The following is a 19,803-nucleotide window of genomic DNA, read 5'->3' on the forward strand; positions in this document are numbered from 1 at the left end:
GCCCGGCCGGTTCGCGTACCGTTGCCGCTCATGGGTGTGTCGCAACGGTTGAAGAGCAGGTTCCGGCGGTTCCTCCAGCGCCCGGGGACGACGGTCGACCTGGCCCCGCTGGAGAAGTTGCTGCCGCAGATCGCCGCGCGCGAGGACGAGCTGTCCGCCCTCGACGACGCCGAGCTGACCGAGGCCGCCGGCGCCGCCACGGAGTACGCGGAGATCTGCGCGATCGGCCGCGAGGCCGCCCGCCGCGGGCTGGACCAGCGGCCGTACGACGTGCAGCTGCTCGGGGCGATGGCGCTGCTGTCGGGCAAGGTCGCCGAGATGGCCACCGGTGAGGGCAAGACGCTCACCGCCACCATCGCCGCGTACGGGCACGTCCGGCTGGGCAACGGGCCGGTGCACGTGCTCACCGTCAACGACTACCTGGCCCGCCGCGACGCCGAGTGGATGGCGCCGGTCTACCGGCTGCTCGGGCTGACCGTGGGCTGGGTCAACGAGGCCTCCACCCCCGAGGAGCGGCGCACCGCGTACGCCTGCGACGTGACGTACGTCGCGGTCAGCGAGGCCGGCTTCGACTTCCTCCGCGACCAGCTCGTCACCGACCTCGCCGACCGGGTCCAGCCGCCGCTGAAGACCGCGATCGTGGACGAGGCCGACTCGATCCTGATCGACGAGGCCCGGGTGCCGATGGTGCTCGCCGGCGCGGTCGCCGGCGAGCAGGACCCGGTGCACGCCGCCGCGGCGCTGGTGCGCGGCCTGCGCAAGGGCAAGCACTACACCGTCGCCGAGGACGGCCGCAGCGTGGCGTTCACCGCCGCCGGCCTGGCCACCGTCGAGGCGAAGCTCGGCGGCATCGACCTGTACGACACCGAGCACGTCGGGCAGCTCTCGGCGGTCAACGTGGCGCTGCACGCGCACGCCCTGCTGCACCGCGACGTGGACTACATCGTCCGGGACGGCTCGGTCGAGCTGATCGACGAGATGCGCGGCCGGGTGGCCCAGCGCCGCCGCTGGCCGGACGGCCTGCAGGCGGCGGTCGAGGCCAAGGAGGGCCTGGACGCCACGGCCGAGGGCGAGGTGCTGGGCACCGTCACCGTGCAGGCGTACATCGCGCTCTACCCGACGGTCTGCGGGATGACCGCGACCGCCGTGCTCGTCGGCGACCAGCTGCGGGAGTTCTTCGGCCTCGAGGTGGCGGTGATCCCGCCGAACACCCCCTGCGTCCGGGAGGACGAGCCGGACCGCATCTACGCCACCCGGGCCGAGAAGGAGGAGGCGCTGATCGACGAGATCACGCGCTGCCACCAGGCCGGTCGGCCGGTGCTGGTCGGCACCCTGGACGTCAAGGAGTCCGAGGGGCTGGCCGCCGGCCTGCACGCCGCCGGGGTGCCCTGCGTCGTGCTGAACGCGAAGAACGACGACGAGGAGGCGGCGATCATCGCCGAGGCCGGCGCGTACGGCGCGGTCACCGTCTCCACCCAGATGGCCGGCCGGGGCGTGGACATCCGCCTCGGCGGCAGCGACCAGAGCGACCGGGACCGGGTGGCCGAGCTGGGCGGCCTGTACGTGATCGGCAGCGGCCGGCACGACAGCCGCCGGGTCGACGACCAGCTGCGCGGCCGGGCCGGCCGGCAGGGCGACCCGGGCGGCTCGGTCTTCTTCGCCAGCCTGGAGGACGACCTGGTGGTCCGGCACGCCAGCGACAGCGTGCCGGCCTCGCCGCGGATGAACGCCGACGGCCTGGTCACCGACGAGCAGGTGGACTACGCCGTGGAGCACGCCCAGCGGGTGGCCGAGGGCGTCAACCACGAGATCCACCGCAACACCTGGCGGTACAGCGTGGTGATCGAGCAGCAGCGCAAGGCGCTCGCGGAGCGCCGTGAGCGGCTGCTCACCAGCGACGTGGCCGCGCTGATGCTGCTCGACCGGGTGCCGGACAAGGCCGGCGAGATGGACGAGGACCTGCTCGCCCGGGTGGCCCGGTCGATCGCCCTCTACCACCTCGACCGGCTCTGGGCCGAGCACCTGGCCGAGCTCTCCGAGGTCCGCGAGGGCGTGCACCTGCGGGCGCTGGGCCGCCTCGACCCGCTGGACGAGTTCCACCGGGCGGCGGTGCCGGCGTTCAACGACCTCGTCCCCGAGATCGAGACCCGCACCCTCGCCACCTTCACCGAGACCGAGTTCGACGCCGACTGGGAGCCGGACGCCGCCAAGCTGGTGCGGCCGACCGCCACCTGGACGTACCTGGTCCACGACAACCCGTTCGGCTCGGAGCTGGACCGGCTGATCGCCTCGGTCGGCCGGCGGCTCTCCGCCGCTCGCTGAGCGGTCATCGGGGTCCCTTCCGGCGCGGGTCCGCGCCGGAAGGGACCCCTTTACGCGGTTTCGATCCTGGTTTGCGAGGGTAGAAGCCCGGGGCTCATGAGTCAGGGGAGATCACACGATGGGACAGGCAATGGGGCCGGTCGACGGGATCGGTCGGCGCGCGGGGGCCGTGCGCCGGTGAACCTGGACATGCGGGAGCCGACGATCGACACCCTCGGCGTGCTGGAGACCGCCGGCCTGCTGCGCGAGCTGACCGCCGGCCTGATCGCGGCCGACGACTTCGACGAGGCGCTGGCCCGGCTGGTGCGGATCGCCCGGGACGCCGTACCGGACGTGACCTGGTGCGGCTTCACCGCGCTGCGGGCCGGGGAGCCCGCTGGGGTGGCCGCCTCCGACCCCGGCCTGGCGGAGCTGGACGACCTGCGGCACGGCCCGGAGTCGCCGGCGATGAGCGCCATCGGGCGCCGGGAGATGACCGTCGCCCAGGACCTCGCCGTCGAGGAGCGCTGGCCGGGCTGGACAGCCCGGGCGCGGGGCCTCGGGGTGCGCGGGGTGATCTCCGCGCCGGTCGACGTCGACGAGCAGGCGATCGGGGTGATCAACCTCTACACCGACTCCGCCGGCACCTTCACCACCCGGCACCAGCTCACCGCGATGCTGCTCGCCGAGCACGCCGGCCTGCTGCTGGCGGCCGTGCGTGACCGGGTCAAGCAGGCCGAGCGCGCCGGTGAGCTGGACGAATCGCTGCTGGAGAAGGGCGTCGTCGGCCAGGCGGTGGGGGTGATCATGACCCAGCGCGGGTGCCCCGCGCCGGAGGCCCTCGACGTGCTGCGCAACGCCGCCTCCTCGCTGGACATCCCGCTGCGCGAGGTGGCCGAGCGCCTGGTCGCCACGGTGTCGCGTCCCCGGGAGGGTTGAGCGCGTCGTTTCGCCGGACTGGTGCCCGGGTAGCACCCTGGTTTCGTGAGCTGACACGAAACCTGGGGAGGAACCGATGGAGAGCCGGCTGCGGGTGCAGGGGCATCCGATCCAACCGATGCTGGTGACGTTCCCGTTCGGGCTCTTCGTCAGCGCGGTCCTCTTCGACCTCGCCGACGTGGCTGGCGGGCCGGCCTTCCTCGGCGAGGTCGGCTACTGGACGGCGGTCGCCGCCCTGGTCGCCGCCGCGCTCGCCGGGGTGGCCGGCATGGTCGACCTCTGGGACGTCCGGGCCGGGCGAACCCGCCGCACCATGGTCACCTTCAACCTGGTCAACGCCGGCATGGCCGCGCTGTTCCTGCTGGCCTGCCTGATCCGGGCCGACGCGCCGCAGCGCGGCGCCACCGCGGTCCTGGTGATCACCGAGCTGGTCGCCCTGGCCGTCGGCGCGGTCGGGGTCCGGCTGGGCGCCCGCCTGATGCGCCAGTTCGACGCGGGCCGCCGGGAGCCGAGCGGCTTCGAGGCCCTGGAGGGCGTGCCCGCCGCCGGCGCCACCGTGGAGATCATCCGCCCCCGCGCCTGACCCCGCCGCTCGCGCCGGGCCGTTCGCCGGCCCACGTCGGCGAGGTGGCGGTGGCCCCCGGGCCGGCTCCGCCCCGACCCGGGGTCGGCCGCGGCCGGCGGAATCCGGTTGTCGGCCACCCCTCGGGCCCGGCAGGGTGGCCGGATGGCAGAGCGCGCCTTCGCCGAACTGGTCGCCGAGGCGGCGGCCGCGCCCGTGCACGGCTGGGACTTCTCCTGGCTCGACGGCCGGGCCACCGAGGAACGCCCGCCGTGGGGCTACGCCCGGCTGGTGGGGGCCCGGCTGGCGGCGGTCTCCGCCGCGCTGGACGTCGACACCGGCGGGGGAGAGGTGCTGGCCGAGGCGCCGGCCCCGCCGCCGCTGCTGGTCGCCACCGAGGCCTGGCCGCCCAACGTCGCGGTCGCCCGGCGTACGCTGCGCCGGGTCGGCGCCACCGTCGTCCAGGTCGGCCCCGCGTCCGGGCTGCCGTTCCGGGACGCCTCCTTCGACCTCGTCACCAGCCGGCACCCAGTCGCCACCGGGTGGGCCGAGATCGCCCGGGTGCTGCGCCCCGGCGGGGCGTACCTGTCCCAGCAGATCGGCCCGGGCACGATGCGGGAGCTGAGCGAGGCGATCCTCGGCCCGCTGCCGCCCCCGACCGGCCGGCAGCCGGAGCGGGCCGTGGCCGCCGCCCGGGACGCGGGCCTGTCCGTGGTCCGCCTCGAAGAGGCCACCCTGCGGGCGGTCTTTTACGACGTCGGCGCGGTGGTCTGGTTCCTGCGCAAGGTCGTCTGGACGGCGCCGGGCTTCGACGTGGACCGGCACCGGCCGCAGCTCGCCGCGCTGGACCGGCGGATCTGCGCGGAGGGGGCCTTCGTCGCCCACGCCCGCCGGTTCCTGATCGAGGCGGTCCGGCCGGCCTGACCGGCGTCAGTGGCTGCGGGCGTGGTGGGCGGCGAGCACGTCCGCGCCGAAGTCGCCGGCCGGGCGGCGCAGCACGGTGTGCGCGTGGTTGCCGTCCTCGGTGGTGTTGTCGTACTCGATCAACAGGTCGTCGCCCTGCACCCGGTAGTAGTGCCGCCCACCCGGCCGGGTCGACCCGGCCCAGGCGAAGTGCAGCTCGCCGCCGGCGAGCCGGTCCGCCTCGCGGACCGCCAGCTCGGCGGGGAGCCGGTCCAGGTAGAGCGCCACCAGTTGGTCGAGCAGGGCGCGGCCGGTGACACCGAGCCGGTCGCCGGGCACGCCCAGCGGGGTGAGCGGCCCGTCGACCGACGGCCGGGTCGCGCTGACGATGTCCGCCGGGGCCTCGTCGGCGATGATCGCGGCGGCCCGCCCGGCCGGCCCGATCGCCTCCAGCAGCTCCCGGCCGAGGTCCTCCTCGATGCCGAGCGGGCGGGAGACGGGCCGCCCGGCGTGCCGGACGGTGGCCGGGTTGGCGCCGAGGAAGAGCGGGGCGGGGGAGACCTCGTCGTCGACCACCGTCATGCTCACCGACAGGTGGTGCCCCTCGAACCGCCACGCCCAGCGGTCGTCGCGGGTCGGGTCGCCGTAGAGCGCCACCCAGTAGTCGCCGCTGTGCCGGCCGCGTCGCCACTCCTCGGCCCGGTCCAGCACCTCCTCCAGCGCCACCACCGTCATCGCCTGGGCGTACGCCGGTGGGCTCAGCGCGGTGGCCAGCAGCCGGTGCGCCGCCTTGCGCCCGGCGCGGTCCAGGTCGGCCAGGCACACCCCGGGGCGGGGCCGGGGCCGGTACTCCAGCCACCGCCGGCCCTCGTCGTCGAAGGCGTGCCCGGCGGCGGCGCGGGCCGGCTCGTCGAGCGTGGCCAGCAGCGCGCCGGCCGCCGTGCGCATCCGCTCCGGTACGGGATCGTCCATGGTGTCGCCTCAGTGGGAGGTGAGCAGGGTGAGCATCTCCGACAGGTCGAAGAAGCGGGCGGTCTCCAGCGCCGACGGGTTGCCGTGTGCCGGGTCGGCGCCCGCCTCCAGCAGCGCCCGGACCGCCTCGGCGTTCTTGCGGAACCCCGCCGCCGCCAGCGCGGTCTGCCCCCGGTCGTTGACGCGCGAGTGGTCGGCGCCCCGGCCGAGCAGGGCCGCCACCGTCGCCGGGTGGGCGTGGTAGGCGGCCAGGATGAGCAGGGTGTCGCCCTTGTCGTTGGTCATGTTCACCGGCAGGCCGGCCTCGACGTAGCCGCTCAGCTCCTCGGTCGCACCGGCGCGGGCCAGGTCGAACATCCGGTGGGCGAAGGCCAACGTCTCGGTGTCCAGGTCGTCGGTCACCCGTCCAGGCTAGTCGGCCGCCGCCCGGCGGACTGGTAGCTTGCCTGCCCACGACGGGAGGGCCATGGACGACGTGTACGTCGGCAACGCGGGTGTGGACGGTGCCACCAACGCCGGTTGGCTGCTCGGGCACTTCATGCCCGCCGGCGACCCTCGACACAGCGCCGAGGTCGAGGTGAAGTGGGGCGTGCACCCGCCGGGGGAGGCCCGCTCGCGGTGGGCCACCCGGGAGCGGCGGATCGCGCTGCTGGTCCTGGTCAGCGGCCGGTTCCGGGTGGAGTTCCCGGACCGGACGGTGGTGCTGGGCACGCCGGGCGACTACGTGGTGTGGGGCCGCGGGGTGGACCACTGCTGGTACGCCGAGCAGGCGTCGGTGGTGCTGACCGTGCGCTGGCCCTCGGTGCCGGGCTACCGGGTGGACCCGCCGGTCCCGCGCTGATCCCCGGTGCTCCCGCTCGGCGTCCCAGCATCCGGTATTACCTACTAAACCTATAGGCTTTGACTTCTATAGTGGTGGCCGGACGCATCACCACGGGAGACCGCCATGACCGACCCGCACACCGACCTGCTCGCCGTCGCCGCCTCGTACGCCGACCCGGCCGGCTGGCCGGTGCCGCTGCGCTTCGACCCGGTCGAGCGCTGGTACGCCCGGCTCGCCGGCACCGACACGCACGAGGTCTGGGCGCTGAGCTGGCTCCCCGGCCAGGGCACCGACCTGCACGACCACGGCGGCTCCTCGGGCGCCTTCCTGGTCGTCGCCGGTGAGCTCACCGAGGAGACGGTGTCCGGTGCCCGGCTGCGCCCGCACCGCCTGGCCGCCGGGGCCGGGCGACGGTTCGGCCCGCGGCACGTGCACGTGGTGACCAACCGCGCCCACCAGCCCGCGGTCAGCGTCCACGTCTACCGGCCCGCGCTGCGCCGGATGACCCGCTACCGGCTCGACGCCGGCCGGCTGCGGGTCGCCGACGTGGCCGAGGCCGGCGTCGCCCGGTGACCCCCACCGCCCCCACACCCACCCGCCGGCTCGTTCCTGGAAGGACCGCGAGGATGCCGCAGCAGCACCACCCGAGTACCGACAGCCCGCCGCTGCCACCGCCCGGATCCCGGGGCATCGACGAGATCCTCGCCGCCGCCCGCGCCCGGCTGCGCCGGCTCGACCCCGAGGCGGCGCACCTGGCGTACCGTGCCGGGGCCCTGCTGGTCGACATCCGGCCGGCCGCCCAGCGGGCCGCGCACGGCACCGTGCCGGGCGCGCTGGCCATCGAGCGCAACGTGCTGGAGTGGCGGCTCGACCCGCGCTGTCCGGCCCGGCTGCCCCAGGCGGTCGGCTACGACCTGCCGGTCGTCGTGATCTGTCAGGAGGGCTACACGTCCTCGCTGGCCGCGGCCGCGTTGCAGGATCTCGGCCTGCACCGGGCCACCGACGTGGTCGGCGGCTTCGTCGCCTGGCGGATCGCCGGCCTGCCCGCGCTCGGCCCCACCCCGCCGGCCGGCGCCCCGGCCACCGCGCCCCCGGTGACCGCCGGCCGGGCGCCGCGCTGACCGCCACGCTCCACCGGGCGTGGCGGACGACCCGTCATCTCAGGAGGCACCGATGTCCGTCGTCGCCATCACCTCACGCCCGCACCCGCCGGGCCGCTCCGACCGGCCCGGGCCGCCCCGGCCCCGGCCCGCCCCGACGCTGACCATCACCCTCGACCTGGCCGCCGCGCCGCTGACGCCCCGGCTGGCCCGCCTGGTCGACCTGCTCGGCGAGCTGGCCGAGGCGGGGGAGGGCGTGGTCCGGCTGGCCGAGCCGGTGCCGGTACGGGCGGTCACGGCCGTGCCCGCGCCGGCCCCCGCCGACGAGCATCCCGACACGCTGCGGATCCTGGCCGGCTCCCGGGTGGTCCGGCAGGGCGACCGGGAGATCCCGCTCACCCGGATCGAGTTCGACCTGCTGCTCTTCCTCGCCGAACACCCGCACCGGGTCTTCACCCGGCTCCAGCTGCTGGGCAGCGTCTGGGGCTACGAGCACGCCGTGGCCCGTACCGTGGACGTGCACGTGCGCCGGCTGCGCGCCAAGCTCGGCACGGACACCCCGCTGGTGACCACCGTGTACGGCGTCGGCTACCGGCTGGCCGACGAGGCCCGGGTCCGGGTCGACCGGTTCCGCTGACCGGTCGCCGCGCGGCGCGCCCGGGGGACCGTCCGCCCTGGTGCGTCGGGTCGGACCGGCCAATGTGAACCGGTGCGGGTACCCCCCGTCTCCGGGCACCCCGGCGACTCTGCTGTAATCATCTGGCTCGTACGCAGAGCGAGGGTTCGGCTGCGATGTGTTCGTCAATTGTCACATTCATGCAACGTAGCCGCCCCTTGACCCTCGCTCAGGGGCCGGGAAGCATCGATGAAGCGGCGTCCCGGGCCGTGGGTTTACCCGGACCAGCCAAGGAGGACCATGTCGGTCAGCCCCGCCTCGTCGCGCGCCGGATGGCATACGTCCCAACCTGCGGTTCCCGGTCGTCCCCCCGGCGGCCAGCGCCGCCCGGCGAACACGGCCGCACCCGTGCTCACCGTGACCCTGTCCATCCCGTTGGCGTGTGAGGAGTCGTTGACCCCGCCGGCCCGCCGGCTGCTGGAGGCCGCCCGCGAGATGTTGGAACGCGGCGAGGGCACCATCACCAGCAACGGTGTCCCCGCCGAGCGGCGGCCCGAGCCGCTGCCCGGCGGCCGGTCCCCGGCCCGGTCGCTCGCGCCGACCATCCCGGCGCTGCACATCCTGGCCTCCTCCCGTTCCGTGCTGCGCGACGGCGAGCCGCTGCCGCTGACCCGGCTGGAGTTCGACCTGCTGCTGCACCTGGTGGCCCACCCGCGCCGGGTCTTCACCCGGTTGCAGCTGCTCAACGCGGTCTGGGGGTACGAGCACGCCGGGGTCCGCACCGTCGACGTGCACGTGCGCCGGCTGCGCGGCAAGGTCGGCGTGGACGTCCCCCTGGTGACCACCGTCTACGGGGTCGGCTACCGGCTCGCCGACGACGCCCGGGTCACCATCGACCGCACCGGCTGACCCGGCCGGGGCACCATCGACCGCGCCGGCTGACCGGCCGGGGCACCATCGACCGCACCGGCCGACCGGCCGGGGCACCATGGTCGGATGCGCGTCCGACCCATCTCGCCCGAGCGGCTCGTCGCCGAGCTGACCGAGCGGCTCGCCGCCGCCGCCACCGAGCCGGGCCTCCCGCCCGGTACCGGTGCGGGCCCCGACGTTGCGGCCGACCGGCCGGGCCGACTGCGGGTCGCCGTCGACGGCCCGCCGGCCGCCGCGCCGCAGCGCCTCGCCGAGGCGCTGGTCGACCCGCTGCGCGCGCTCGGCCGCCCGGTGCTGCATGTCCGCGCCGAGGACTTCCTACGGCCCGCCTCGATCCGCTTCGAGCAGGGTCGGACCAACCCGGACGCGTACTACGAGAGCTGGACCGACGAGTCCGGGCTGCGCCGCGAGGTGCTCGACCCCGCCGGCCCGGGCGGCTCCGGACGGGTGCTGCCCTCCCTCTGGGACCCGGCGACCGACCGGGCCAGCCGGGCCGCGTACGTCCCGCTGCCGCCCGGCGCGGTGCTGCTGGTCAGCGGGGCGCTGCTGCTCGGCGGCGGGCTGCCCTTCGACGTCGCGGTGCACCTGGCGCTCTCGCCGGCCGCCCTGACCCGGCGCACCGACCCGGAGCTGCGCTGGACCCTGCCCGCCTTCGCCCGCTACGCCGACGAGGTCGACCCGGCCTCCTTCGCCGACGTGGTGGTCCGCGCCGACGACCCGCGGCACCCGGCCCTCGTCGAGCCGGACGAACCGGTCGACCGAGGTCGGAAAAACTCGTCGGTTTGATCCACTGCGGAGGTGGGTATTCGCCCGGCTCAAAGAGCACGGGTGATCTCGCCCGTGCGGACCGTATCCGGGCGACCGGCCCGACCGGGCCGGAGCCCCACGAAAGGCAGGCAGCGATGCTCGTCCACGACACCGTCGGTACGGGCCGATCCCAGGCGGAGATCGACCAGATCCGACTCTCCCTGCAGGCCCGCTACGACGAGCTGTCCGCGGAGTACGAGCAGGCCGTCGCGCAGAGCCAGGTGCTGCGGCTGGTGGAGGTCGGTGACACCGCCGGCGACGACCAGGCCGACAGCGGCACCAAGACCGCCGAACGGGACACCGCGCAGTCGTTGCTGCGCACGATCCTCGATCGTCGCGCCCAGTTCGAGCACGCGCTGACCCGCCTGGAGGAGGGCACCTACGGCTTCTGCGAGGGCTGCTCGGCGCCGATCCCGGTCGAGCGCCTGGAGATCTTCCCGTCGGCCACCTCCTGTGTGGCCTGCAAGCAGACGCGGGAGCGGCGGGCCGCCTGAGCGGCGGGCGTCGCGGTTGCCGGTCAGGTCCGGGCGCGGTGGACTCTCTCCATGGGTGACATCAAGGTGGGCACCGCGTCCTGGACCGACCGGACCCTGCTGGAGTCGGGGTGGTATCCGCAGACCGCCGACAACCCGGAGAAGCGCCTGGCGTACTACGCCCGGCGCTTTCCGCTGGTCGAGGTGGACGCCACCTACTACTCGCCGCCGGCCGAGCGGACCGCCCGGCTGTGGGCCGAGCGCACCCCGGCGGGTTTCACCTTCAACGTCAAGGCGTTCAGCCTGCTGACCGGGCACCCGACGAAGGTGTCCGCGCTCTACAAGGACCTGCGCCCGGAGACGGAGAAGAAGAACCTCTACCCGGACGACCTGCCCGCGCAGGCGTACGAGGAGGTGTGGACCCGGTTCCTGTCCGCGCTGGACCCGCTGGTGACGGCCGGCAAGCTCGGCGCGGTGCTGTTCCAGTTCCCGCCCTGGTTCACCATCAAGCGGGAGAACAAGGAGTACCTGCTGGAGGTGGAGCGGCGCTGCCGCCCGCTGCGGCCGGTCTTCGAGTTCCGGCACGCCTCCTGGTTCGACGGCGCCAACGCCGACGAGACCGTCGCCTTCCTGCGCAAGCACCGGCTGCCGTACGTCTGCGTGGACATGCCGCAGGGGCACCGCTCCTCCGTACCCCCGGTGCTGGCCGCCACCGCGGACCTCGCGGTGGTGCGCTTCCACGGGCACAGCGACAAGTGGACCAGCAAGGACATCCACGAGAAGTTCGGCTACCACTACTCCGACCGGGAGTTGCGGGACTGGGCGCCGAAGCTGCGCGAGCTGGCCGACTCGGCCGGGCAGACCCACGTACTGATGAACAATTGTTACCGCGATTTTGCCCAGACCAACGCGGCAACCCTGGCCGGCCTGCTCGGTGGGAGCGAGCCCGGCTGAGGCGGCCGCCGGGTTCACCCGGTCCGGGTGACGCCGGCTCACCTCACCGACGGACAGCATGGGCGGTGTCTGCGGTCCGTCGACCGACGCGACCGCGAGGCCGACAGCGACGGAGGTGGCCCATGGCGGTTCGGGTCGTGACGGACAGGCGACGCGGCGGTGTGCTGCACGTGGTCGGAACGGCTGACGGCAACACCCGGCGCGGCGAGCGGCCCGGTCGGATCAGGCCGACCCGGCCGTGGCGGGGGCCGAGCGGCCCGCCGCGACGCGACGACGACCGACGGTGGGAAAGCGACGCACGGGGGTGGACACATGGCTGAGCAGCTGCAATCGGCGTTCGAGTCCTCGTTGGAGAAGACGAACATAATCCTCAAGGACATCGAACAGGCGTACGGTTGGCCGAAGGAGCAACGGAACCAGTCCTACTGCGCGCTGCGCACGGTTCTGCACCTGCTGCGCGACCGGATGCCGGTGCAGGAGAGCGTGGAGTTCTCCGCGCAGTTGCCGGTGCTGGTCCGCGGGATCTATTTCGACGGCTGGAAGCCGATGGACGTGCCGATCAAGCTCAATCGGGACGACTTCCTCCTCGAGGTCCGGCGGCACTTCCCGTACGACGTCGAGGGCGGAACCGAGCGCGTGGTGCAGGTGGTGCTGGACGCACTGAGCCGGCACGTGACCCAGGGTCAGTGGGACGACGTGAAGGACACGATGCCGAGCGACCTGCAACGGATGATGCCGTGACCGGATGACCACGGCCCGTCCCGCCCGTTCGGCGGGGCGGGCCGCCTCACGCCGTCCGGCTGACCATCCGGTCCGCCCGCCGGGCCAGTCCCGCGAAGGCCACCGCGTCGACCACGGCCGCCCCGCCCGGGTCGTTGTTGAAGTAGACGTACGCCGGCTCGGCGTCGTCGAAGGTCTCGGTGAGGCGGCGTACCCAGGAGGCGAGCGCGGCCCGGCCGTAGCGCGGCCACGGCTGTGCGCGGCCCTCGTGCAGCCGCAGGTAGCCGAAGTCCGTGGTGCGCCACAGCGGGGTCACCGGCCGGCCCCGCCGGTCCGCCCAGACCAGCGCGGCCCGCCGGCGTTCCAGCACCTGCCGTACCGGCGCCGTCCACCAGGACGGGTGCCGGGGTTCCACGGCCACCCGCACCTCGGCCGGGAAGAGGCGCAGGGTGGCGTCCAGCGCCTCCGGATCGGCGGGCAGGTTCGGCGGGAGCTGCACCAGCACCGGCCCGAGCCGGTCGCCGAGCGCGGTGGCCCGGCCCAGAAACCGGGCGACCGGCTCGGCCGGGTCGCGCAGCCGCTTGATGTGGGTGAGGTAGCGGCTCATCTTCACCGCCACGCAGAAGTCCTCCGGGGTACGCGCCCGCCAGGCGGCGAAGGTGTCCCGCTCGGGCAGGCGGTAGAAGGCGTTGTTCACCTCGACGGTGGCGAACCGGGTGGTGAAGTGCTCCAGCCAGAGCCGCTGGGGCAGCTTCGGCGGGTAGAAGCGCTCCCGCCAGTCGCGGTACTGCCATCCCGAGGTGCCGACCAGGATCATCGCTGCCGCCTAGTGCAGGCCCAGCGGGAAGACCTCGAACGCGGCGCCGTAGCGAACCCCGAGCCGGGTGCCGACCGGGCGGCTGATGCTCTCCAGGAACTCCTCCGGGTCGAACCCGCCGTCGCCGAGGCCCCGCAGGTAGGCGTCGTGCGCGCGCAGCGAGGCCAGCCCGGCGTCGAAGGTGGCGGTGACGTCCACCCCGTGCCGGGACAGCGGCGAGGCGGCGGCCCACACCTCCCGGACCCGGTTCCACGGCCCAACGCCGCCGGTCAGCTGCTCCGGGAAGATCCACCGGTTGCCGGCGTCGCGGGCCGCGTCGAGCACGGCCCGCCCGGTCGCGATGTGGTCGGCCTGGTTGAGCGCGTACGCCCCGTCCCAGGTGTCGCGGAAGTTGTTGGTGATCACCACGTCGGGGCGGTGCCGCCGGATCACCTCGGCGATCGCCCGGCGCAGCGGCACGCCGTACTCCAGCAGCCCGTCGGGCTGGCCGAGGAACTCCACCGTGGTCACTCCGACCACGGCGGCCGAGGCGCGCTGTTCCTCCTCGCGGACCACCCGGGCCCGCTCCGGGGTCGTCCCGTCGATGCCGGCCTCGCCGCTGGTGACCAGGCAGTAGACGACCTCCTTGCCCTGCCCGGTCCACCGGGCGACGGCGGCGGCCGCGCCGAACTCCAGGTCGTCGGGGTGGGCCACCACGGCCAGGGCGCGCTGCCAGTCCTCGGCCAGCGGCGTCAGCGGTGCGGGCTGCGGCTGCCCCATGGTGACCTCCCTGCCGGACGTACCGTGCCCCCATCCTGGCACCGCCGTCGCCGCCGCGCCCGGTTCGTGCCGCCCAGGTGAGCCCCGGCGGGGCCGGGCGAACTGTCCCGCTCGCCGGGTCCCGCCGTCTACGGTGTGGTTAGAGAAGATCGCGCGTGGGGTACCACCCGCTGCACGATGGACCCCGCCTGTGGCGGGGCGGCACACCCGAGGGAGCACCCATGGCACTCAATGACGACGACATGCAGACCACCAGCGGCGGCGGCCTCGAGGGCCCGGCCGACGGTGGCGCGACTCCCGGTCAGCAGGACGGCGGCGCCGACGGCGGCGCGGACCGTGGTGCGGAGCGCGGCGCCGACCAGGGCGCCGACCGGGGTGCCGAGGGTCCGGCCGACGGTGGCGCGACCCCCGGCCAGCAGGACGGTGGCGCCGACGGTGGTGCCGAGGGTCCGGCCGACGGTGGCGCGACCCCGGGTCAGCAGGACGGCGGCGCCGACGGCGGCGCGCGCTGACGTCATGACGATCATCGACCCGCCGGGCGGTCACGGCCGCCCGGCGGTTCCGTCCGCCGCCGAGGCCCTGGCGCGCTGCGTCAGCGTGGAGCCGGCGAAGTTCGCCGCCGCCCACTGGGGACGGGCCCCGCTGCTCTCCCGCGCCGACGAGCTGCCCAACCCCGACGGCTTCACCGACCTGCTCAGCCCCGCCGACGCCGACGAGCTGCTCAGCCGCCGGGGTCTGCGTACCCCGTTCCTGCGGGTGGCCAAGGACGGCCAGCTCGTGCCGGCGGCGCGCTACACCGGCGGCGGCGGCGCCGGCGCCGAGATCACCGACCAGGTCCTCGACGAGAAGATGCTGGAGCTGTACGCCTCCGGCGCCACGCTGGTGCTCCAGGGACTGCACCGCACCTGGCCCGCCCTGGTCGACTTCGCCCGCGACCTCGGCGCCGCGCTGTCCCAGCCGTTGCAGGTCAACGCCTACCTGACCCCGGCCGGCAGCCAGGGCTTCGCCACCCACTACGACACCCACGACGTCTTCGTGCTCCAGGTCGACGGCCGCAAGCACTGGCGCATCCACCCGCCGGTGCTGCCCGACCCGCTGGAGCAGCAGCCCTGGGGCGGGCGGGCCGACGAGGTCGCCGCCACCGCCGACGGGCCCGCCGCGCTGGACGTGGTGCTCGCCCCCGGCGACGCGCTCTACCTGCCGCGCGGCTGGCTGCACAGCGCGCAGGCGCAGGAGTCCAGCTCGCTGCACCTGACCGTCGGCATCCGCGCGCTGACCCGGTACGCCATGGTCGAGGAACTGCTCACCCTGGCCGCCGAGGATCCGCGGCTGCGCGCCGGGCTGCCCTTCGGCACCGACGTCGCCGACCCCGACGCCGTCGAGCCCGAGCTGACCGAGACCGTCGAGGCGCTACGGGACTGGCTGCTGCGCGTCGACCCGGCGGCGGTCGCCGCCCGGCTGCGGCAGCGCGCCTGGTCCGCCGCCCGGCCGGCCCCGATCCGGCCCCTCGCTCAGGCCGCCGCGCTCGCCGCGCTCGACGCCGACAGCCGGATCGCCCCGCGGGCCGGGCTGCGCTGGCAGCTCACCGCCACCGCCGACCACCGGGTGGCGCTGCGGCTGCCCGACCGGACCATCACCCTGCCCGGCACCTGCGAGCCGGCGGTGCGCACCCTGCTCACCGGCACCGTCACCCGGGTGGGCGACCTGCCCGGCCTGGACGACGACGCCGACCGGCTGGTGCTGGCCCGCCGACTGCTGCGCGAGGCCGTCGCGGTCCCCGCCTGACAGCCTCTGCGCCTCGGCCGGTCCACCGAGCCGATCGGGCGGCCCGCCGCCCGGTCCCGCCGGACCCGGCCGGACCGCCGGGTTCAGCGGGTCAGCACCAGCAGGGCCACCGTGGTCGCCACCCCGGCGGCCAGCACGATCGCCATCGGCCGCGGCCCCAGCAGGGCGTGCCGCCGGTCGGCCAGCCGCTTCGCTGGCGCCAGGCCGGCCAGCGGTCCGAGCAGCGTCACCACCAGGGCCAGCACCGGCATGCCCACCGCCAGGTCACCGCCGTAGCGGTGGCCGAGCGCGCGGGCGCCCACCCCGAGGCCGTACGCCACCAGTGCTCCCGCCACCCCGCAGAGCGCCAGTAGCGGGTTCACCGACGCGGGCAGCTCACCCGGCTGCCCGGCCCGGTCCAGCAGCTCCCGCACCCCGCGCAGCGACGACACCGGGTCACCGGAGGCGTCCCGGGCCGGCCCCGGCGCCGGGCCGAGCCGTCGCCCGCCCAGTCCCAGCCGGCCCCGCAGCTCCGCCCAGAGGTGCCCGACCTCGGCGTCGACCCGATCCACCATGGACCGGGCCTCGGCCACCTCGGCCTCGGCCCGGCGCAGCTGCGCGGTCGCCTCGGCCACCGCCCGTTCGGCGGCGGCGCACTGCTGGTCGTGCCAGGCCTGCGCCTCGGCCCGCTGGGCCCGTACCCGGCCGGTCAGCTCGGCCAGTCGGCGGACGTGGGCGGCGTACGTGGCACTGGCGACCGGTTCGTTCATCGGGAGGGACCATAAGGGATGATCACCTGTCCGGTGCGGTGCACCGCCCGGTCGAAGAAGAGCCCGCGCCACGGGCGGGGGTACCAGTCCGGGCCGCCGGTGCCCGGGTAGAGCGAGGAACCCAGCTCCGCGCCCTGCACGTCGAGGGCGACCCAGGCCCCGATCTGGTCGGTGCGAGCGGCCGGCCCGCCGAGGTCCACCCGCATCCGGGCGATCCCGCGCCACCAGGCCAGCACGTGGGTACGCCGTTCCGGCCCGTCGTGCAGGATCCGGCGCAGCTGCTCCAGCCCGCTGCGCCCGCCGGCCGGCGCGGCCAGCCGCCCGGCCGCCGCGTCGACGGCGAACAGCAGCAGGTAGTGCGGGGTGCTCGGGGTGCCCGGCCGGCCCAGCGCCTCGGCCGTCTCGGCCATCAACTCCGGCACCGTCTCCTCGTCGTACCAGGCCGCGTCGTCGGCCAGGTCCTCGTAGAGGGCGCGGGCGGCCGGGTCGGCGTCCGGGTCGAGGCAGGCGATGGAGAACCGGGCGGTACCCGGCCGGTGCTGGCGGGCCAGCGAACGGGCGGCGGCGTCGAGCACCGCGCACGCCTCGTCCACCCGGGTGCCCAGCACCGCCAGGTTGCGCCCGGGGGCGCGGGGCAGCCGCAGCGCCGCCGAGCGGGACTGCACGTCGATGATCTCGCCGAGCAGGGCGACCGGCCCCCGTGGCGGCGGGGTGTCGCCCTGCGGGGTCAGCGCGCGGTAGTCGGGCGCGTCGACCAGCCGGGGGACGGCGTCGCCGTCGAAGAGCCGCGCCGGCGCGGCGTCCTGCGGCCGCATCCGCCACAGCCGGTGCTGCAGTTCGCTCCAGGTCTCCCAGTCGCTGGCCGACGGGATCCGGGCCACCTGGTTGCCCTCGGTCATCCCGGACTCGGCGTTGACCACCGCGTGGTGCCGGGGCAGCGCCTGCGCCGCGTCGTTGCGCTCGGCCAGGATGCGCAGCGCCTTGGGCAGCGCGATCCGCAGGGTGAACTGGGCGACCAGCGCGGGCCGCCCCCACAGCGCCTCGATGCCCCGCACGTCCTGCGAGGCGAGCACCAGGTGGATGCCCTGCGACCGGCCCCGCCGGGCCAGGTCCTCCAGCAGGTCGGCGGCCTCCCGGGCCACCACGTCCCGGCCGGCCAGCAGCGCCTGGAACTCGTCGACCACCGCCACGATCCGCGGCCAGTGCCCGGTCGGGTCCACCGCCCGCAGCTCGGCCAGCTTGGTGACCTCGTGCTTCTTGGCGGCGTCGGCCCGCCGGCGCAGCTCCTCGGCGAGGAACCGCAGCAGGGCCAGGCCGAACTCCCGGTCGGTGTTGACGTTGATCCCGACCAGCCGCATGTGCGGCAGCCAGCTCGGGTCGCGCCGGCCCTGGGCGAACCGCGCGAAGGACACCCCCTCCTTGAAGTCGAGCAGATAGAACTCCAGCTCGGCGGGGGAGTAGCGGGCGGCGAGCGCACCGATCCAGGCGAAGATCAGGTTGGTCTTGCCGGTGCCGGAGGGGCCGCCGATCAGCGCGTGCGGCGGGTAGTCGCCCAGCGTCAGCAGCACCGGTCGCCCGTGCGGGCCCTCGCCGATCGGCGCGGTCAGCCCGTGCGCCGAGTCCTCCTTCCACATCTGCTCCGGCGGGGGCAGCAGGTCGGTGAAGGGCATCGGGGGCGGGCCGGCGTTGACCCGGGAGGCGATCTCCCGGCAGGTCTCGGTGACCAGCGTCGCGGGCGGCGGTGGGTCGAGGCGTACCGGCAGGCCGGGCGGGGCGCCGACGCGGGCGTCGCCCGGCTCGGCGACGATCCGGGTGACCGTCGGGTCCTCCGGCAGCGGGATGCCCCGCACCACCAGGTGCACCCCGCAGGCCGCGCCGGTGCGGACCACCCGGTCCAGCTGGCCGCGTTCGTGGCGGGACAGTTCGTCCCCGCCGAGGAGCACCGCCACCCGCCACGGCTCCGGCCGGCGGCCGGTCGCCGCGGCCAGTTCGCGCAGCGAGGCGTACTCGCCGGCCAGCACGGTCTCGTTGATCCGGCGGATCTGCTCCACCAGGTCGTCGAGCAGCCGGCCGAGCCCGCCCGGACCGACGAAGGTGAGCAGCCCGGCGGTGCCCAGCGGGGCGAAGCCGGCCAGCGCGCCGCCCAGGTGCTCCGGGTCGTAGCCGTACAGCCGCACCGCGCCCGGGTCGGCCCGACCGACGCCGCGCAGCAGCAGCGCGCCGACCACCGCGTCCGCGCCGTCCCGGTCGCCGCCGGACAGGTGCACGTGGCCGGCGTCCAGCAGCGGGACCAGCGCCGGGACCGGTTCCGCGCCGGCGATGCGCAGCGTGCCGACGCGTACCGGACCGACCGGCTCGCCGCGCCCGGCCGGCGCCGCCCGCCAGGCCGTCCACGCCGCGGACGCCGCGCCCGGCGCCTCCCGCAGCGCGGCGGCGGCGGCCCGGCGGGCCAGTTCGGCGATCCGCGCCGCGTGCCGGTCGTCGATCTCGGCCAGCCGGCGGTCGCGTTCCGCGCCGACCCGCTGCGGCACCGCCGCCGCGGCCCGCCGCACCCGGACCAGCCGTTCACGGGCGGCGGTCAGCTCCGTCTCGGCGCCGGCCAACCGGGTACGCGTCGCGCCGAGGGCCTCGGAGAGCATCCCCCGTACCCGCGTGACCAGTTGGCTGCGCAGGTCAGCCACGGTGCCCACCGTCGGGCCGGCGCCCGGCGCCCGGCGCGGCGGCGGCCGGCGCCCGGCGGGCGTCGGGCTCGTCGCGGGGCAGGTCCCGACCGAGCCGGGCCAGCAGCACCCCGGTCACCACCCCGGCGGTGACCGCCGGGTCGGCGGCGTGCGGCTGCTCGCCGGCGCGGGGCGGGGGCATCCGGCAGACCCGGGTGAGCAGGGTGTCCAGCACCGGGGCCGGCAGCCCGGGGAGCAGGTCGCGGACCCGGCCGTCCAGCTCGCGCCGCAGCCGGCCCAGGTCGTCGGCGCGGGGCGGGTGCCCGAGCAGTTCCCCGGCCAGGTCGCGCAGCAGCGGCGGGGCCACCGCGGCCAGCCCGAGGCCGACGTCGGCGTGTGCCGTGCGCAGCTCCCGGTGCAGCCGGTCCCGGTCGCCGGAGCGGACCCCGGTGACCACCCGGCGCAGCAGCTCCCGCGAGTCGGCGATCCGCTCGTCCGGCTCGTCCGGCGGGCCCTCCCGGCCCCCGGTCAGCTCCGCCACCCGCACCGACCACCAGCGCTTGACCGTCGGGTCCGCCGGTGGTTGCGGCGCCGGACCGGTCGGCGGCACGGCGTCCGCGCGGGGTGCGTCGTGCCTCGGCTCGCGGCGGGCCGGCGCCGTCGGGGGCGCGCCGTCGGGGGCCAGCCCGATCGCTGCCAGGTACGCCGACAGCTGCTCCTGGGCCACCCGCAGCGCGTGCCCGGCGGCTTCGGCGTGCTCGGTGGCCGCGGAGAGCTCCGGCACCCCCATCGGGTTGGCCGACTCCTGCCGGACCCAGCGCAGCCGCTCGGTGGCCTGGCCGAACTTCTCCAGCGCCTGGGCCAGCGGCGCCAGCGGCAGCTCCTCGGCGGCGGCGCGCACCTGCGCGCCCACGTCCTCGATGATGGACACGG

At 75.7% G+C, this 19,803-nt stretch carries 22 protein-coding genes; 15 read left to right on the forward strand and 7 right to left on the reverse strand.

Annotation, left to right across the window (positions count from 1 at the left end; translation table 11 throughout):
* The first annotated feature begins 30 nt into the window (after positions 1-30).
* The 4 genes from secA2 to ACTWM8_RS13735 all read left to right on the forward strand — a co-directional run bounded on the left by secA2 (position 31) and on the right by ACTWM8_RS13735 (position 4,726).
* Positions 31-2,322, forward strand: coding sequence for an accessory Sec system translocase SecA2 (gene secA2 / locus ACTWM8_RS13720; protein WP_446214159.1), 2,292 nt, complete (start codon positions 31-33; stop codon positions 2,320-2,322).
* A gap of 177 nt (positions 2,323-2,499) precedes the next feature.
* The gene (locus ACTWM8_RS13725) at positions 2,500-3,240 is read left to right on the forward strand and encodes an ANTAR domain-containing protein (protein WP_446214160.1); all 741 of its coding nucleotides are present in this window, start codon (positions 2,500-2,502) and stop codon (positions 3,238-3,240) included.
* A 76-nt stretch (positions 3,241-3,316) separates the two neighbouring features.
* Positions 3,317-3,823, forward strand: a complete 507-nt coding sequence (locus ACTWM8_RS13730; protein ID WP_210778332.1) for a DUF2231 domain-containing protein — start codon at positions 3,317-3,319, stop codon at positions 3,821-3,823.
* Positions 3,824-3,967: 144 nt separating this feature from the next.
* Positions 3,968-4,726, forward strand: coding sequence for a class I SAM-dependent methyltransferase (locus tag ACTWM8_RS13735; protein ID WP_446214161.1), 759 nt, complete (start codon positions 3,968-3,970; stop codon positions 4,724-4,726).
* Positions 4,727-4,732: 6 nt separating this feature from the next.
* Here the strand turns inward: ACTWM8_RS13735 and ACTWM8_RS13740 are convergent, their stop codons facing one another.
* The gene (locus tag ACTWM8_RS13740; RefSeq protein WP_446214162.1) at positions 4,733-5,677 is read right to left on the reverse strand and encodes a DUF3500 domain-containing protein; all 945 of its coding nucleotides are present in this window, start codon (positions 5,675-5,677) and stop codon (positions 4,733-4,735) included.
* Between the two features lie 9 nt (positions 5,678-5,686).
* Positions 5,687-6,079, reverse strand: a complete 393-nt coding sequence (locus ACTWM8_RS13745; protein ID WP_446214163.1) for an ankyrin repeat domain-containing protein — start codon at positions 6,077-6,079, stop codon at positions 5,687-5,689.
* Positions 6,080-6,143: 64 nt separating this feature from the next.
* On the opposite strand from ACTWM8_RS13745, the gene ACTWM8_RS13750 reads away from it, so the two are divergent.
* From ACTWM8_RS13750 to ACTWM8_RS13790, 9 genes are all read left to right on the forward strand, one after another.
* Positions 6,144-6,518, forward strand: a complete 375-nt coding sequence (locus tag ACTWM8_RS13750) for a signal peptidase I (RefSeq protein WP_446214164.1) — start codon at positions 6,144-6,146, stop codon at positions 6,516-6,518.
* A gap of 105 nt (positions 6,519-6,623) precedes the next feature.
* Positions 6,624-7,073: a cysteine dioxygenase gene (locus ACTWM8_RS13755; protein WP_446214165.1), complete on the forward strand. Its 450-nt coding sequence runs from the start codon at positions 6,624-6,626 to the stop codon at positions 7,071-7,073.
* 53 nt (positions 7,074-7,126) lie between these two features.
* Entirely contained in the window at positions 7,127-7,621 is a 495-nt protein-coding gene (locus ACTWM8_RS13760; protein WP_446214166.1) for a rhodanese-like domain-containing protein, read from the forward strand.
* A gap of 139 nt (positions 7,622-7,760) precedes the next feature.
* Positions 7,761-8,237 carry a winged helix-turn-helix domain-containing protein gene (locus ACTWM8_RS13765; protein ID WP_446214548.1) on the forward strand — a complete coding sequence of 159 codons (477 nt, stop codon included), beginning with the start codon at positions 7,761-7,763 and terminating at the stop codon, positions 8,235-8,237.
* A gap of 279 nt (positions 8,238-8,516) precedes the next feature.
* Positions 8,517-9,125, forward strand: coding sequence for a winged helix-turn-helix domain-containing protein (locus ACTWM8_RS13770; protein ID WP_446214167.1), 609 nt, complete (start codon positions 8,517-8,519; stop codon positions 9,123-9,125).
* An 87-nt stretch (positions 9,126-9,212) separates the two neighbouring features.
* On the forward strand, positions 9,213-9,932 hold the full coding sequence (locus ACTWM8_RS13775) for a uridine kinase (protein ID WP_446214168.1): 720 nt from the start codon (positions 9,213-9,215) through the stop codon (positions 9,930-9,932).
* A gap of 116 nt (positions 9,933-10,048) precedes the next feature.
* The gene (locus tag ACTWM8_RS13780; protein ID WP_088962383.1) at positions 10,049-10,447 is read left to right on the forward strand and encodes a TraR/DksA family transcriptional regulator; all 399 of its coding nucleotides are present in this window, start codon (positions 10,049-10,051) and stop codon (positions 10,445-10,447) included.
* Positions 10,448-10,498: 51 nt separating this feature from the next.
* Positions 10,499-11,380: a DUF72 domain-containing protein gene (locus ACTWM8_RS13785; RefSeq protein ID WP_446214169.1), complete on the forward strand. Its 882-nt coding sequence runs from the start codon at positions 10,499-10,501 to the stop codon at positions 11,378-11,380.
* A 312-nt stretch (positions 11,381-11,692) separates the two neighbouring features.
* On the forward strand, positions 11,693-12,121 hold the full coding sequence (locus tag ACTWM8_RS13790; protein WP_446214170.1) for a DUF2267 domain-containing protein: 429 nt from the start codon (positions 11,693-11,695) through the stop codon (positions 12,119-12,121).
* A gap of 46 nt (positions 12,122-12,167) precedes the next feature.
* Here the strand turns inward: ACTWM8_RS13790 and ACTWM8_RS13795 are convergent, their stop codons facing one another.
* Together ACTWM8_RS13795 and ACTWM8_RS13800 are read right to left on the reverse strand one after the other, a co-directional pair.
* Complete coding sequence (locus ACTWM8_RS13795) at positions 12,168-12,917, reverse strand: DUF72 domain-containing protein (protein WP_446214171.1); 750 nt, start codon at positions 12,915-12,917, stop codon at positions 12,168-12,170.
* A gap of 9 nt (positions 12,918-12,926) precedes the next feature.
* Positions 12,927-13,676 carry a PIG-L deacetylase family protein gene (locus ACTWM8_RS13800; protein WP_446214172.1) on the reverse strand — a complete coding sequence of 250 codons (750 nt, stop codon included), beginning with the start codon at positions 13,674-13,676 and terminating at the stop codon, positions 12,927-12,929.
* Between the two features lie 221 nt (positions 13,677-13,897).
* Here ACTWM8_RS13800 and ACTWM8_RS13805 point away from each other — a divergent pair, with 221 nt between their 5' ends.
* The gene (locus ACTWM8_RS13805; protein WP_441148188.1) at positions 13,898-14,188 is read left to right on the forward strand and encodes a hypothetical protein; all 291 of its coding nucleotides are present in this window, start codon (positions 13,898-13,900) and stop codon (positions 14,186-14,188) included.
* Between the two features lie 4 nt (positions 14,189-14,192).
* On the forward strand, positions 14,193-15,461 hold the full coding sequence (locus ACTWM8_RS13810) for a cupin domain-containing protein (protein ID WP_446214173.1): 1,269 nt from the start codon (positions 14,193-14,195) through the stop codon (positions 15,459-15,461).
* Between the two features lie 83 nt (positions 15,462-15,544).
* Here ACTWM8_RS13810 and ACTWM8_RS13815 read toward each other — a convergent pair whose 3' ends face one another.
* From ACTWM8_RS13815 to ACTWM8_RS13825, 3 genes are read right to left on the reverse strand one after another with little or no spacing between them, the layout of a single operon-like run.
* Complete coding sequence (locus ACTWM8_RS13815) at positions 15,545-16,210, reverse strand: hypothetical protein (protein ID WP_446214174.1); 666 nt, start codon at positions 16,208-16,210, stop codon at positions 15,545-15,547.
* A complete protein-coding gene (locus tag ACTWM8_RS13820; protein ID WP_446214175.1) occupies positions 16,207-18,891 on the reverse strand; it encodes an FtsK/SpoIIIE domain-containing protein in 2,685 nt (894 codons plus the stop codon). Before ACTWM8_RS13820 ends, ACTWM8_RS13815 begins: the two co-directional genes overlap by 4 nt.
* Positions 18,884-19,801 (reverse strand): hypothetical protein, encoded by a 918-nt coding sequence (locus ACTWM8_RS13825; RefSeq protein ID WP_446214176.1) that lies wholly within the window; start codon positions 19,799-19,801, stop codon positions 18,884-18,886. The genes ACTWM8_RS13820 and ACTWM8_RS13825 overlap by 8 nt, the downstream gene beginning before the upstream one ends.
* Positions 19,802-19,803: the final 2 nt, after the last annotated feature.

This window comes from Micromonospora sp. IBSANI012 (assembly GCF_052814045.1).

Bases quoted from the DNA above. Each gene is read 5' to 3' on its own strand.
- secA2 (WP_446214159.1), top strand. From the start codon at position 31: ATGGGTGTGTCGCAACGGTTGAAGAGCAGGTTCCGGCGGTTCCTCCAG.
- ACTWM8_RS13730 (WP_210778332.1), top strand. From the start codon at position 3,317: ATGGAGAGCCGGCTGCGGGTGCAGGGGCATCCGATCCAACCGATGCTG.
- ACTWM8_RS13735 (WP_446214161.1), top strand. From the start codon at position 3,968: ATGGCAGAGCGCGCCTTCGCCGAACTGGTCGCCGAGGCGGCGGCCGCG.
- ACTWM8_RS13740 (WP_446214162.1), bottom strand. From the start codon at position 5,677: ATGGACGATCCCGTACCGGAGCGGATGCGCACGGCGGCCGGCGCGCTG.
- ACTWM8_RS13750 (WP_446214164.1), top strand. From the start codon at position 6,144: ATGGACGACGTGTACGTCGGCAACGCGGGTGTGGACGGTGCCACCAAC.
- ACTWM8_RS13755 (WP_446214165.1), top strand. From the start codon at position 6,624: ATGACCGACCCGCACACCGACCTGCTCGCCGTCGCCGCCTCGTACGCC.
- ACTWM8_RS13760 (WP_446214166.1), top strand. From the start codon at position 7,127: ATGCCGCAGCAGCACCACCCGAGTACCGACAGCCCGCCGCTGCCACCG.
- ACTWM8_RS13770 (WP_446214167.1), top strand. From the start codon at position 8,517: ATGTCGGTCAGCCCCGCCTCGTCGCGCGCCGGATGGCATACGTCCCAA.
- ACTWM8_RS13775 (WP_446214168.1), top strand. From the start codon at position 9,213: ATGCGCGTCCGACCCATCTCGCCCGAGCGGCTCGTCGCCGAGCTGACC.
- ACTWM8_RS13780 (WP_088962383.1), top strand. From the start codon at position 10,049: ATGCTCGTCCACGACACCGTCGGTACGGGCCGATCCCAGGCGGAGATC.
- ACTWM8_RS13785 (WP_446214169.1), top strand. From the start codon at position 10,499: ATGGGTGACATCAAGGTGGGCACCGCGTCCTGGACCGACCGGACCCTG.
- ACTWM8_RS13790 (WP_446214170.1), top strand. From the start codon at position 11,693: ATGGCTGAGCAGCTGCAATCGGCGTTCGAGTCCTCGTTGGAGAAGACG.
- ACTWM8_RS13795 (WP_446214171.1), bottom strand. From the start codon at position 12,917: ATGATCCTGGTCGGCACCTCGGGATGGCAGTACCGCGACTGGCGGGAG.
- ACTWM8_RS13800 (WP_446214172.1), bottom strand. From the start codon at position 13,676: ATGGGGCAGCCGCAGCCCGCACCGCTGACGCCGCTGGCCGAGGACTGG.
- ACTWM8_RS13805 (WP_441148188.1), top strand. From the start codon at position 13,898: ATGGCACTCAATGACGACGACATGCAGACCACCAGCGGCGGCGGCCTC.
- ACTWM8_RS13810 (WP_446214173.1), top strand. From the start codon at position 14,193: ATGACGATCATCGACCCGCCGGGCGGTCACGGCCGCCCGGCGGTTCCG.
- ACTWM8_RS13815 (WP_446214174.1), bottom strand. From the start codon at position 16,210: ATGAACGAACCGGTCGCCAGTGCCACGTACGCCGCCCACGTCCGCCGA.